The organism is Methyloceanibacter sp., assembly GCF_050726195.1.
Classification (GTDB): domain Bacteria; phylum Pseudomonadota; class Alphaproteobacteria; order Rhizobiales; family Methyloligellaceae; genus Methyloceanibacter.
This window is the reverse complement of the sequence record NZ_JBOHJC010000004.1, coordinates 138331-150860: the sequence shown is the minus strand read 5'-3', so window position 1 is coordinate 150860 and position 12530 is coordinate 138331. Positions and strand designations below refer to the sequence as shown.

16 protein-coding genes are annotated in these 12530 nt (G+C 64.9%); 4 read left to right on the top strand and 12 right to left on the bottom strand.

Translation table 11 applies throughout. The annotated features are described in order from the left end of the window. Window positions 1-73: 73 nt before the first annotated feature. Window positions 74-514 carry a hypothetical protein gene (locus ACRECX_RS04360; protein WP_431557586.1) on the top strand — a complete coding sequence of 147 codons (441 nt, stop codon included), beginning with the start codon at window positions 74-76 and terminating at the stop codon, window positions 512-514. Window position 515: 1 nt separating this feature from the next. Here ACRECX_RS04360 and ACRECX_RS04355 read toward each other — a convergent pair whose 3' ends face one another. Both ACRECX_RS04355 and ACRECX_RS04350 read right to left on the bottom strand, forming a co-directional pair. Continuing rightward, the gene (locus ACRECX_RS04355; protein ID WP_431557585.1) at window positions 516-944 is read right to left on the bottom strand and encodes a cupin domain-containing protein; all 429 of its coding nucleotides are present in this window, start codon (window positions 942-944) and stop codon (window positions 516-518) included. Between the two features lie 135 nt (window positions 945-1079). Continuing rightward, the gene (locus ACRECX_RS04350) at window positions 1080-1403 is read right to left on the bottom strand and encodes a hypothetical protein (RefSeq protein ID WP_431557584.1); all 324 of its coding nucleotides are present in this window, start codon (window positions 1401-1403) and stop codon (window positions 1080-1082) included. Between the two features lie 169 nt (window positions 1404-1572). Between ACRECX_RS04350 and ACRECX_RS04345 the strand changes: the two genes are divergently transcribed. Further along, complete coding sequence (locus ACRECX_RS04345; RefSeq protein WP_431557583.1) at window positions 1573-2790, top strand: hypothetical protein; 1218 nt, start codon at window positions 1573-1575, stop codon at window positions 2788-2790. A gap of 85 nt (window positions 2791-2875) precedes the next feature. Here ACRECX_RS04345 and ACRECX_RS04340 read toward each other — a convergent pair whose 3' ends face one another. Together ACRECX_RS04340 and ACRECX_RS04335 are read right to left on the bottom strand one after the other, a co-directional pair. Continuing rightward, a complete protein-coding gene (locus ACRECX_RS04340; protein ID WP_431557582.1) occupies window positions 2876-3184 on the bottom strand; it encodes a hypothetical protein in 309 nt (102 codons plus the stop codon). 635 nt (window positions 3185-3819) lie between these two features. Continuing rightward, the gene (locus tag ACRECX_RS04335) at window positions 3820-4269 is read right to left on the bottom strand and encodes a CopD family protein (RefSeq protein ID WP_431557581.1); all 450 of its coding nucleotides are present in this window, start codon (window positions 4267-4269) and stop codon (window positions 3820-3822) included. 143 nt (window positions 4270-4412) lie between these two features. On the opposite strand from ACRECX_RS04335, the gene ACRECX_RS04330 reads away from it, so the two are divergent. Continuing rightward, the gene (locus ACRECX_RS04330; protein ID WP_431557580.1) at window positions 4413-4955 is read left to right on the top strand and encodes a hypothetical protein; all 543 of its coding nucleotides are present in this window, start codon (window positions 4413-4415) and stop codon (window positions 4953-4955) included. A 111-nt stretch (window positions 4956-5066) separates the two neighbouring features. On the opposite strand, the gene ACRECX_RS04325 is transcribed toward ACRECX_RS04330, so the two are convergent. The 3 genes from ACRECX_RS04325 to ACRECX_RS04315 all read right to left on the bottom strand — a co-directional run bounded on the left by ACRECX_RS04325 (window position 5067) and on the right by ACRECX_RS04315 (window position 8284). Further along, entirely contained in the window at window positions 5067-5477 is a 411-nt protein-coding gene (locus ACRECX_RS04325; protein ID WP_431557579.1) for a VOC family protein, read from the bottom strand. 78 nt (window positions 5478-5555) lie between these two features. Next, a complete protein-coding gene (locus ACRECX_RS04320) occupies window positions 5556-6341 on the bottom strand; it encodes a succinate dehydrogenase iron-sulfur subunit (protein WP_431557578.1) in 786 nt (261 codons plus the stop codon). An 80-nt stretch (window positions 6342-6421) separates the two neighbouring features. Next, a complete protein-coding gene (locus tag ACRECX_RS04315) occupies window positions 6422-8284 on the bottom strand; it encodes a CHASE3 domain-containing protein (RefSeq protein ID WP_431557577.1) in 1863 nt (620 codons plus the stop codon). Window positions 8285-8428: 144 nt separating this feature from the next. Here ACRECX_RS04315 and ACRECX_RS04310 point away from each other — a divergent pair, with 144 nt between their 5' ends. Continuing rightward, window positions 8429-8803, top strand: coding sequence for a response regulator (locus ACRECX_RS04310; RefSeq protein ID WP_431557576.1), 375 nt, complete (start codon window positions 8429-8431; stop codon window positions 8801-8803). Here the strand turns inward: ACRECX_RS04310 and sdhA are convergent. From sdhA to ACRECX_RS04285, 5 genes are all read right to left on the bottom strand, one after another. Next, a complete protein-coding gene (gene sdhA / locus ACRECX_RS04305; protein WP_431557575.1) occupies window positions 8800-10647 on the bottom strand; it encodes a succinate dehydrogenase flavoprotein subunit in 1848 nt (615 codons plus the stop codon). The two genes, ACRECX_RS04310 and sdhA, sit on opposite strands and share 4 nt — an antisense overlap. A gap of 7 nt (window positions 10648-10654) precedes the next feature. Next, window positions 10655-11026, bottom strand: coding sequence for a succinate dehydrogenase, hydrophobic membrane anchor protein (sdhD, locus tag ACRECX_RS04300; protein WP_431557574.1), 372 nt, complete (start codon window positions 11024-11026; stop codon window positions 10655-10657). A gap of 1 nt (window position 11027) precedes the next feature. Next, on the bottom strand, window positions 11028-11432 hold the full coding sequence (sdhC, locus tag ACRECX_RS04295; protein WP_431557573.1) for a succinate dehydrogenase, cytochrome b556 subunit: 405 nt from the start codon (window positions 11430-11432) through the stop codon (window positions 11028-11030). A gap of 126 nt (window positions 11433-11558) precedes the next feature. Next, entirely contained in the window at window positions 11559-11714 is a 156-nt protein-coding gene (locus ACRECX_RS04290; RefSeq protein ID WP_431557572.1) for a hypothetical protein, read from the bottom strand. A 98-nt stretch (window positions 11715-11812) separates the two neighbouring features. Further along, window positions 11813-12325, bottom strand: coding sequence for a superoxide dismutase family protein (locus tag ACRECX_RS04285; RefSeq protein ID WP_431557571.1), 513 nt, complete (start codon window positions 12323-12325; stop codon window positions 11813-11815). Between the last annotated feature and the right edge of the window lie 205 nt (window positions 12326-12530).

Sequence of the window (12530 nt, the reverse complement as noted above, 5' to 3'; positions counted from 1 at the left end):
AGCCCGATCGGGTAGACTCATCTCCTCTAGACGCGTGAAGAGGACGCGCCGTAGCAGAGCTGGTGGGGGCAAAGTGCCCAAACGGGCAGAGCCGACCGACGAGGAGCTGGACCGAACGCAGCCGCTGCCGCTCGTGGTGTGGGCGGCGCGGTGCAGCGCCTATTTCCTCGCGCTCGGCGGCATCATGCTGGTGACCTACGCCTTTCACGGCTTCGATGCCGACCCGCAGAGCTTCCCGCCCGGCTTCCGCCTCAATCCGCTCCAGGCCGGCGTCAATTTCATCTGGGGACTGGTGGGGACTCTCATCGGATTTTTCCGCCCACGCTTCGCCACCGCCTTCGTGCTCGCCTTCGCCGCGTTCTATACGCTGGTCGCGGGGCTCGGCACGTTCGCGGGCTCCGCGCTCGGCATGGAGCTAGGCACGCCGGCCAAGGTGTTCTACTGGCTCGTGGTGGCTGGCGCCTGGGCGGTGGGGTTACGCGCGCTGCTCAAGAAGCGGCGCGCGGGCGCATAGACTACTCGGCCTGCTTCGGCTCGACTTCGACGGCGAGCGGCTCGCCGACCGGCTTGATGCGCACGACGAACAGCTTCACCGGCTCCTTGCCGCTGATGCCGCGATGAATAGCGTCAGGCCGCATATAGAAGCTTTCGCCCGGCTTGAGCGGCTTGGCCGCCTCGCCGTCGATCTCGATGGCGAAATCGCCTTCGAGCACATAAGCGATCTCGTGCGTGCCGGGGTGGACATGCCAAGGGAGAACGGTGTTGCCTGGGAAGGTGTAGAGATGGGTCACCACTTCTTTGCCCGGCTCGCCGGCAAGCGGCTCGGCGAGCAGTTGCTCGACCGTCACGCCTTCCGTTACCCCAGCCTCGCGGGCAGAGGCCGAGGCCGCCCCAACGGCGGCAACCAGAGTGAGACATAGTACGAAAGCCGCTATCCGCGTCACGCTCCGCCTCCATCAAGAACGACCCCACTCTAGCGCGAGCGCGTGCGGCCGAGGAAACGCAATCGCGTGGAGTAGGCGCCAACAGCATGACCCCTCCCGAGGGGGGAGGGGTCCGAAAGTCGCGCTGCTTACGGCCTAGAAGACGCCAACGCCGAAGCTGACGCTCGGGCCGCGATCGTAGTAATAGGGTGCGCCATAGTAACCGTGGCGCGGGCCGTAATAGGCGTAGCCGCGCGGCGCGGAATAGCCAGGGCCACGATAGTACCGCTTGCTATAGAGCGGGCCGACGCGGCCGGCATGGCGCCGGTCGTAGTAGCGGGAGTGCGGGCCGATTCTGTCCCAGCTGCCGCCGAAATACCCTTCCTTGTGGACCGAGTTGGCCATGGCGGGCGGGGCCATGAGCGCGGCACCGGCCACGAGGCCGAGCGCAAGCGCGCCGTAGCGAATTCCATGTCGCATCAGAAGCCTCCTTTCGTTGGCTTTTTCCATGGAAGATCAACGGATGAGGCACGGACGGGGTTCCGCAGCAGACAACATGTCGCGGGGGAGGGGCGCGTGCATCTTCTCCGCTCTGCAATTCACGGATATGCTACGTGTCTTCGCTTGGTGACTTCGCGTGGGGGACAGAATGATCAGTCGCGAGCGGCTCACTGAACGCCGCGTGAAGCCCCTTCCCACGATTGTGATTGCCGCCACTGTCAGCGCCGGTGCAGCGCTCGCCGCGCAATATGAGCAGCCGCCATCATTCACGGCGCAGCAGGTGCTGCCACCCTCGTTGCTCTCAAGCCCCTATTACACCGTCCAGAACCATGTCGGGATGCAGAACTACCAGTATGTTTTCACAGTGAACACCCAATGGGGAACTTTCCGCATCGTGGGGACGACCTTGTTGCGCGTGCGCGCCAGAGAAATGGAGGCCGCGGCGAAGCTTCAGGAGATCGGCGGTGCCGAGACGTTCGTCGACGCGGCGGGGCGCACGGCGCTGAAGCCGCTCGGCACTGCCAAGGGCCTGCTCACCGAACCCGGCAAGACGGTCGGCGACACGTTCAAGGGTGTCGGCAATCTGTTCGGCAGCGTCGGGGCGGCCATGCAGGCGACCGACCCGCGCAAGGAAGGCGTGGTCGCGTCGGTGACGGGCGGTGCCGAGGCGCGGCGCAAGCTCGCCTTCGATCTCGGCGTCGACCCTTACACAAGCTTCAAACCGCTCGACGATGAGCTACGGCGGCTCGCCACGGCGAGCGCCATCGGCAATACCGGTGTCAATGTCGGCCTTGCTTTTGTCACCGGCGGCGCCGGCATCGCCATCAGCGCAACCTCGACCAGCCAGAAGCTGCGCGAGGCCTTGCGCGACAAGACGGCGGCGCAGCTCGAGCAGGAGGGCCACAAGTTCCTCGCCGCCATGAGCGTGCCGCAAGGTGCCGCCGCCGCCTTCTATGCCAACCAATATCTCACGCCGACCGACAAGGCGGTCATCGTCGTGGCGCTCAAGACGCTTGGCAGTGTGGGCGGGCGGGAGATCTACGTGGAGACCGCGGCGCGCGCGGATTCGGTCGAGATGGCCTTCTATTACCGCCGCCAGGCTGAGCTGATCGCGAGATACGCCGCGAAGGTCGCGCCGGTCACCGGCTTCGTTCGCGCCGGACGCGCGCCGTTGATCCAGACGGGACGCGGCACCGTGTCCATCCTGCCGGTCGACTATCTCTATTGGAGCGCGCCGCTCGAGGATCTCGCGTCAGGGGGGCGGGGCGAGATGTGGATCACGGGTCGGGCGAGCAATCTAGCGACCTCGCAGCTCGCCGCGCGGGGCTGGAAGCTCGTGCCGAAGGTCGGCGACCGGCTCGACTAGGTTTTCTTGCCGGGGTGACATTGAAGCGAACCCTTCGCCACGTTGCCGAGGCGAAGGGTTCGCGCGCGTTCGCTGCAGTTCCCTGCTAGCGAATGGTGATGCTGAACCCGGGCCCACCGTAATAGTAGGGCCAGCCGTAAGCCCGGCGACCGTAGCCGTAGTACGGGTTCGAGCCATAGCTCCGGTAGCCATAGCCGCGATAGCCGTAGTTCCGGTAGCCGTAATTTTTGCGGGCGTAGTAGTTGTGCTTCTTCTTGTACGAGTACTTCTTATACGACTTGTTCCAGGACTTCTTGCCCCAATGGTCGTGACCCGCCATGGCCGGGGCCGCGGCGAGCGCAGTGCCGGCGAGAAGCGCGAGCGCCAGCGCGCCGGTGCGAAGCATAGTGTTCATGTCAAACTCCTTCAGTTGATCCTCGGGCGGAGGAACCCCGATTTGCCTGGTGTTCCAGACATCGACATAAGGCCGGCGCGTGTCTCGCCAATTACTGAACGTGGCCGAATGTGTCCGGCGGCGGCGATTTTGTGTCGCTCTGTGCAAATGTGTCCTGCCTGACACATTTCGTCCCCTGCCTGCGATGAGTGGGCGTGCTCCCCTCCCCATCAAGGGACGGACGGGTCGCGTTACGTTGGCGTCTCGCCACCTTCCCTAAAGGGAAGGGAGCCCCGCGGGCAAAGAGGTCAGGCTCCGGCCTTTGGCTTCCGCATCATCTTCTTGGCGATCCCCTCGGCTACGACCCGCTCTGACTGCGGCATGAGGGGCTTGTTGCTCCACCCTGGCCGCGATAAGGACGGGGCACGCTCACCAGGCTCGCACCGCGTCACGGGATGGGCGGCTATCTCCCGTTCAAGTCGAGCGGCCTCCTCTTCTCGCGTCTCACCGATCAACACCCGTTTACCCGCCTTCCGCATGGGATAGGGTTGCGAGTTTTTGTTGAAGCTCATCGACTATCTCCCGATGTTGAGGGGTTGCACCGCAAGCGCGTGCTCGCTGACACCGCTTCGCACATAAGCTGCTGAGCGGCTTTATCAGAACCGCCCGCTCGCGCCTACGACAATCGTGATGAGGCCGAGCACAAGGTTCGCGGCGACGATGAGGCGGATCCGGCCGAGCTGTTTGCCGGCTTGCCCATAGTCGCGCCGGTCTATCGCCGCGCGGAAGCGGGGCCATGGCGCGAAGAAGAGATGGAGGAACAGCAGCATCATGACAATGCCGGTGGCCTGCATGACATGGACGTGCAGGTCGACGCCGGCGAAGCCGCCGAAATAGCCGAAGATCATGCCGTAGCCGCTTGCGAGCAGCACGACAACGCTCGCCCACACCCATGGGAAGAAGCGGGCGAACACGCGCCGCCATAGCGCGAGCCGCTCTTCCGGCGGAAGCGGACCTGACGCGGGGCGCAACACCAGATAGGCGAAGAACATGCCGCCGACCCAGACCACGGCGGCGAGGATATGAAGCGCGACGAGAAGTGCCACGGGGGCGAGGGTAGCACGGGCGCGGGCTGGGCGCGGCGGGCGGAAAGAGCCTGCGTCCCGAGGTAATGTGGCGGGAGCGGCATTTCCCGCCCAAAAAGCCGCGCAATCTGGCGCTAGGCCCCTACCAGGCTTATGAGAAGGGGATGGATTTGCTGAGGGACCAGCACTCCCGGTGGCGCCGGGGCGCGGCTGACTTTAGGCTCGCGGGCTTCGGCGTAGCCGCCGGACTCGCGGCTTTGCTCGGGGCTTGTGCCAACACCGGGCCTGGCGACGCCCTCCAGCAGCTGACCAGGGTCGATCACGGCGATCCCTATATCGGCATGAGCAAGGCCGAGGTCCTGAAATGCGCCGGTGAGCCGCGGTCGCGTATCCCCGCAGGCCCCACCACCGAGACGCTCGTCTACCACTATAACGGCGCCGGGCCCGTGCCCGGCGGCGGCGGTGGCGGTGGCGATGACAAGAAGAAAAAGGCGGGCATGTTCGACACCGGCAGCAAATCCTCCGGCGCCAACTGCACCGCGAGCCTCACCTTCGAGAAGGGAACGCTGGTGCGCGTGAGCTATGCGCACAAGGACGTGCGCAGCCCCTATGAGTGGCAGGGCGAGGACGATCCCGAAAAGGCGGAGCAGATGCGCAAAGAGGGCGTGCCCAGTTGCGTCTTCTCGCTGCCGCGCTGCCCTCGATAGCTTTTCGGGCGTCTGGTTCGAGGCTCGGGCCGTCGTCCTGAGGTGCGAGCGAAGCGAGCCTCGAAGGACGGCCCGAGCACCTCACCATGACGCGCGACTGAGACGAGCGGTTTACCCGGGGGCGTGGCAGACGGCCTCGATGTTGTTTCCGTCGGGATCGAGCACGAAGGCGCCGTAGTAGTTCGCGTGATATTGCGGGCGGAGGCCTGGCGGTCCGTTGTCCTTGCCGCCGGCGGCAAGCGCCGCCTGGTAGAACGCATCGACGGAAGCGCGCGACGGCGCGACGAAGGCGACATGGATGTGGCCGGCAAGCGGCTCGCCTTCGCCGATCCAGAAGGACGGCTTGCCGCTCTGGAAATCCTCAGCCGCGCCGGGCGCCCCGAAGCCGACCGCAGCACCATGACCGGTCTCAACGGCCGAGACCTGCATGACGATGCCGTAGCCGAGCGGCCGGAGCGCCTTGAGATAGAACTCGGTGGCGCGGGCAAGGTCGCTGACCGGCATGCCGAGGTGGTCGATCATATTTGTCCTTTAATTGCGCTACCGCTCCGCTACTTGAGCGCTGATTTTTAATGCGCTACCGCTCCGCTACTTGAGCGCTCAAGCGCGCTCCACCATCTTGCGCTTCAAGGAGGCGATGGCCGAAGCGGGGTTCAGCCCCTTTGGGCAGGCCTTGGTGCAGTTGAGGATGGTGTGGCAGCGATAGAGCCGGAACGGATCCTCGAGATCGTCGAGGCGCTCGCCGGTGCGCTCGTCGCGCGAATCCTCGATCCAGCGGTCGGCCTGAAGCAGGATGGCCGGGCCGAGATAGCGGTCTGAGTTCCACCAATAAGACGGGCAGGCGGTGGAGCAGCAGGCGCAGAGGATGCACTCATAGAGACCGTCGAGCTTGGCGCGGTCCTCCTTCGACTGACGCCATTCCTTCTGCGGCGTCGGGCTGTCGGTCTTGAGCCACGGTTCGATCTGACGGAGCTGCGCGTAGAAATTCGTCATGTCGGGGACCAGGTCCTTGATCACCGGCATATGCGGCAGCGGGTAGATGGCAATCGCGCCCTTGGCATCCTCGGCGTGCATGGTGCAGGCGAGGGTATTGGTGCCGGCGATGTTCATCGAACACGAGCCGCATACGCCTTCGCGGCAGGAGCGGCGGAAGGTCAAGGTCGGGTCGATATTGTTCTTGATCCAGATGAGGGCGTCGAGAACCATCGGCCCGCAATCGTTCATGTCGACCCAATAGGTGTCGAGGCGCGGGTTGTCGCCGGTCTCGGGATCGAAGCGGTAGATGCGGTACTCGCGCCAGCGGCCAGGCTCGGCGTCCTTGGCCGGCGGATTCCACGCTCTGCCTTTCTTCACCTTCGAGTTCTTGGGAAGTGTGAATTGGACCATGTCTGACCTATGGAACTGCCCTGCACGTCATTGGTAGCCAGCGGGGAAGGCGCGGGCAAGCCTCATATGCCGCGCCATTTTCACTCACGGTCGAGCATCTCGCGCACTTTGCTGGCAAGATCCTGGTGGGTGTAGGGCTTGTTGAGCAGCTGGACGTCCGGGTCGAGCCGCCCCTGATGCACGATGGCGTTACGCGTATAGCCGGTGGTGAACAGCACCGGCAGGCCGGGATATTTCTCGCGTATCGTGTCGGCCAACTCGCGGCCATTGGTCTCGGGCAGAACTACGTCGGTGAACAGCAAATGGATGGTGGGCTTGCCCTTGAGCAGGCGCAAGGCCTCGGCGGCGTGACGCGCTTCGAGGACGGTATAGCCGAGCGACTGGAGCACACCCTTGGCGAAGTCCCTGACGCCATCGTTGTCCTCGACCAGGAGAATGGTCTCGTGCGGCTCCGCGCGGGGCACCGAGGAGGTTTCGTCCTTGCCGGCGGGAGCGGCAGGTCTCACTTCCGCGCCGGTCATGCGCGGCAGGTAGACCTTGACGGTCGTGCCCTTGCCCGCCTCGCTATAGATGCGCACGTGACCACCCGACTGCTTGACGAAGCCGTGCACCATGGCGAGTCCAAGGCCCGAGCCCTCGCCGCGCGGCTTGGTGGTGAAGAACGGCTCGAAGACAAGATCGATAATGTTGGGCGGGATTCCCATCCCCGTATCCGTCACGCACAGCACGGCGTATTGTCCGGCCTCGACGTCGCCGAAGCGGCGCGCGTAAGCCTCGTCGAGATAGGTATTCGCGGTTTCGATGGTCAGGCAGCCGCCTTCCGGCATGGCGTCCTTGGCGTTCAAGGCAAGATTGAGCAGCAGGTTCTCCAACTGATGCGGATCGGCGAAGGCCGGCCACAGACCGGCGCCGTACACCGTTTCGATGCTGATGTTCTCGCCGAGAGTGCGGCGGATCATGTCGAGCATGCCGGCGATCAGCTGATTGAAGTCTACTCGCGCCGGCTCAAGCGCTTGGCGGCGCGAGAAGGCAAGTAGGCGCTGGGTTAGTTGGGCCGCGCTCCGCGCACCCTGCATCGCCGCATCTACGGGCTTCATCAGCTTGGCTGCGAGGGGATTCGCGTTCTCTGACTTTGCGGTGCCGGTCAATTGCCGCTTCACGGTGTCGAGATTGCCGATGATGATCGTGAGCAAATTGTTGAAGTCGTGAGCCATGCCGCCGGTCAGCTGGCCCACCGACTCCATCTTCTGCGCTTGGCGGAGCGTGTCTTCCGCTTCGGCACGCATCCGCGATTCCGCTTCGAGCTCCGACGTTCGCTGCACGAGGTCGCTGAGCGCCTGCCGCGTGGCAACAGCCAGCAGGGCGGCGAGAGCAGTCGCCAGGACAAGGGCAAAGCCGATGAGACCGGCGAGCAAATAGCGCACATTCCGCGCGCGCCGCTGACGTTCGACGAGCAGGTTACGCTCGGCGGCAAGAATGGCCGTCAGCCCCTGCCTGATGTCCTGGGTCAGCGCGCGGCTCTCCTGGCTGTTGATGATATTCAGCGCCGTGTCGCGCTGGCCCCGCTGAATCATGTCCCGGGTGAGTGAGAACTCCTCGATCTTGGCGTCCGCAGCGCCCACAAGCGCCGCCATGCGCGCCTTCTGTACGGGATTGTCGGCGGTCAGCTCGTGGAGTTCCTCGAACCCGGCTGGTATGGCCGCCAAGGCGGCGTCAAAGGCCCTGAGATATTCGTAGTCGCCGGTCAGGAGGTAGCTGCGTTTGGAAGCCTCGGCGTCTCTGATCTCGATGATCAGGGCTTGGGCGGCCTGCTGCACCTCGAAGGTGTGAGTAACCGTCCGCTCGGCGTGCTGGGCTCGCACGAGGCCGACAACGATGGCCAAGATGGCGATGAGGACAAGCCCGAAACCGATGGGAATCAGCAGCCGGGACCGCTTGAGCAATTGTCGCGCTCTGATAAGTCGCGCCGGCACGGCTGAGCACCCACTTCTTGTGACCAAATCTAGCGCTGGCGGAGATGGCACAGCGCCGGGTACACTTGCCCCTCGCTGGCCTCTAAGCAAGCTGTTTTCAAGGAGTTGTGCTCCGTGCCGCGTATCCTTGTCGTCGACGACGAACCACTTATTTCCATGCTCATCGAGGACTGGCTGACCGAGCTAGGCTGCGAGGTCGTGGGTCCCGCATGCTCGATCGAGGACGGCCTCGACCTCGCGGGCACCGCTGGCCTCGACGGCGCCATTCTGGACGTGAAGCTCGGCGATCGTTCCTATCCCGTCGCTAACGCGCTCCGAGCGCGCGGCGTGCCGTTCGCTTTCGCCACGGGCGACAGCACCATCCGCGACGCGCCCGAGTTCAAGGACCCACTGCTCCTGGCGAAACCGTTCGATTTCGAGGGGGTTAAGGCGGTCGTGGATAAGCTCCTGGAGCGACCGGCCGACCCCGCCGGAACCCACGCGGCCTAGTACACCCGCTCCTTGGGCTGGATGTAGCTGACCTCGTTCGACAAAGTGAATTTGTGCACCGGGCGGAAGTCGAGCTTCACCGTGTGCGTGCCGTAGTCGGCGTAGGACAAAGTGTGCTTCATCCAATTCTCGTCGTCGCGCTTGGGGAAGTCCTCGCGCGCGTGCGCGCCGCGGCTCTCTTCGCGGGCGAGCGCGCCTTGCACCGTTACCGCGGCCTGGGAGATCAGATTGTCGAACTCCAAGGTCTCGATGAGGTCGGTGTTCCAGATCAGCGACCGGTCGGTGACCTTGATGCCGGCGGCGTCGTCCCACACTTTCTTGATACCCTTCACGCCCTCTTTGAGCACCGCCTTGGTGCGGAACACGGCACAATCGCGCTGCATGGTCTTCTGCATGCGCACCCGAAGCTCGGCGGTGGGCGATGACCCATCGGCATAGCGGAAGCGGTCGAGCCGCGCGACCGCTTCGTCGCCCGCGCCCTTTGGCAGTTCGGGGATGGCTCTGTCCTTGCCCACGATCTCGGCGCAACGCAGCGCCGCGGCGCGGCCGAACACGACGAGGTCGATCAGCGAATTCGAGCCGAGCCGGTTCGCGCCATGCACCGATACGCAGGCCGCCTCGCCGAGCGCCATGAGGCCCGGCACGGTGGCGTCGGCGTCGCCGTTCCTCGGTGAGATCACCTCGCCATGCATGTTGGTGGGGATGCCGCCCATGTTGTAGTGGCAGGTGGGGATGATGGGAATCGGCTCCTTGCGGACGTCGACGCCGCCGAAGATGCGGGCGAGCTCGGTGATGCCGGGGAGCCGCTCCTCGATCAACGCGGGGTCGAGATGATCGAGGTGCAGGTGCATGTAGTCCTTGTCGGCACCGTGGCCGCGGCCTTCGCGGATCTCGATGGTGATGGCGCGGGACACCACGTCGCGCGAGGCGAGGTCCTTGGCGGACGGCGCGTAGCGCTCCATGAATTTCTCGCCCTCTGAGTTGCGCAAGAAACCGCCTTCGCCGCGGGCCCCCTCGGTGATGAGCACGCCGGCGCCATAAACGCCGGTGGGGTGGAACTGCACGAACTCCATGTCCTGGAGCGGCAGCCCGGCGCGGAGCACCATGGCGTTGCCGTCGCCGGTGCAGATATGCGCGGATGTGCACGAGAAGTAGGCGCGGCCATAGCCGCCGGTCGCCAAGATCACCTGATGGGCGCGGAAGCGGTGGACCGAGCCATCGGCCATGTTCAGGGCGACCACGCCGCGGCAGCGGCCCTCGTCGTCCATGATCAGGTCGATGGCGAAATACTCGATGAAGAACTCGGCGGAGTGGCGGAGTGCCTGGCCGTACATGGTGTGCAGCATGGCGTGGCCGGTGCGGTCGGCGGCGGCGCAGGTGCGCTTGGCCGGACCTTTGCCGAAGTCCATGGTCATGCCGCCGAAAGCGCGCTGCAGGATCTTGCCGTCGTCGGTGCGCGAGAACGGCACGCCCCAATGCTCGAGCTCGTACACGGCCTCCGGCGCGTTGCGGCAGAGATATTCGATGGCATCCTGGTCGCCGAGCCAGTCGGAGCCCTTGACCGTGTCGTACATGTGCCAGCGCCAGTCGTCGGGGCCCATATTGCCAAGCGCCGCGGCGATGCCGCCTTGCGCCGCCACGGTGTGCGAGCGGGTGGGAAACACCTTGGTGATGCAGGCGGTGCGCAGGCCAGCCTCGCTACAGCCGACCACGGCGCGAAGCCCCGAGCCGCCCGCGCCGACGACGATGACGTCATAGGCGTGCTCGGTGATGGGGTAGGCGCGACCGTTCACCTGAACGGCGTTGTGGGGCGGCGCGTCTTGCGGGGTCGCGTCTTGGGGCATGGGCGGATCAGGCTCCGAGACTGATCTTCAAAATGGCGAGAGCGCTCGCAAGGCCGACGGCGCCGGCGAAGAACGTGGCAAGCAGGATGCAGAGCACCTTGCCGCCGCCGTGGACGTAATCCTCGATGATCTCTTTCAGACCGATATGCATGTGGATCGCGGCGGAAATGACGAGGGCCAGCATGAGGAGGGCGACCACGGGCTGCGCGAAGTAGGCCTTCACCTCGCCATAGGGCGCGCCGATATGGCTGACGATCGACAGAATGAGAAAAATCACGAGCGGGATGTTGGCGAGCGCCGTCACCCGCTGGCGCCAGAAGGTCTCGGTGCCGCGATGGGCGGGCCCTAGCCCGCGCACGCGCTTGAGGGGGGTGGCCATGTCAATGGGCTCCCTGTAGCGCGTAGCCCGCGACCCAGATCAGGACCGTAAGCACGATGGATGAGACGATGGTGAGCCAGGCGGCAACCTCGATGCTCGTCTTGTCGAGGGCTGCGCCCGTATCCCAGATCAGGTGGCGGATGCCGCCGAGCATGTGGTGGACCAGAGCCCAGGTGAACAGGAACAGCAGGAGCCGGCCCAAGAGGCTTGAGAAGAAGCCCGCTACGACCTCGTAGGCCTCTGGGCCGATGCTGATGGCCACGAGCCACCAGGTGAGAAGCAGGAAGCCGGCGGCCAGCGACGCCCCCGTGATGCGATGCGCGATCGACATCATCATGGTCAGCATCGGCCGATAAATTTGCAGATGCGGGGAGAGCGGCCGCTCCGCCTCTAGCTTGTTGGCCATTGGAAATTGGTGTTGTTGCCCAGACGAGCCTTGTTCATAGCCCAGCGGCCGGGTAGGGGCAATCAGAGCGCCTGCTACCTTTTGGCGGCCAGGCCGGCGAGTGCACGCGTGGCTTGGGCCGGTGGGCTAGGCGGGCGCTGCGATCTCATCGCAGGCGCAAAGGTCGTCGACGAACTTGGTCATGATCCAGGTCAGGCCGCCGTCCACGGACTCCCAGATATGCGAGCCTATGACATAGGCCACGCCCCCCAGCTCACCTTCGAACGGGCCGTCGAAAGCCATGCCGATCCCCCTACGCAAAACGAATCCCCGGGGACCAGCTTGCGTCTCAAACCTTTGACAGAAGGTTTATTTCACGGGGGAAGCGCCGCGGCCGGCGCCTATTCGGTGACGACGCCGCAGGCGAGGCGGGCGCCGGCGTGGCCGGCAGGATCGGAGATGTAGTCGTCCGCGCCCTCGTGGATGACGATGGCCGAGCCGTCGTCGTCGAACAGGCCGAGCTCCAGGTTCACCATCTGATTGTGCACCTCGATCCTGAGCTGCCCGCTCTCCGGCACATGGATGTTGGGCATGTCGCCCGCGTGCGGGCCTGCCGGGTTCATGAGGCCGTGCTTGTCCTCCTCGGGATTGAAATGGCCGCCAGCGGAGGCGAAGTCTGGGGGCTCGCATTTGCCGGTCTCATGGATGTGGAAGGCATGGGTGCCAGGGGGCATGGCGGTGAGGTCGACGTCGAGAAGGACGCCGGAGGGCACGGCGGTGATGGTGACCTTGCCAACCTCCTTGCCGTCGGGGTCCATCAGCACGGCGGTGGCCTGGTCCGCGGCAAAGGCAGGCGAGGAAAGAGCAAGCGTTGCGGCCACCAAGGTTGCGAGCCGGATGTCGTTGCGTCCCATGATACGCCTCCTACAGAATTTTTCGGCCCACACCATAGCGCAAGTTGCGCCCGTAAATGTCTAATCAAATGCGGACAATTGGCGTTAGCCGCTCTCGCCCCTTACGTCGCTGACTTACGCTTTTGTTCGCCTCAGTCCAAGCCTTGTCGCTCCAGTCCAAGACCGGCGCTAACGGCGCGCCTAAACTCGGCCGAGGGGGCGCACC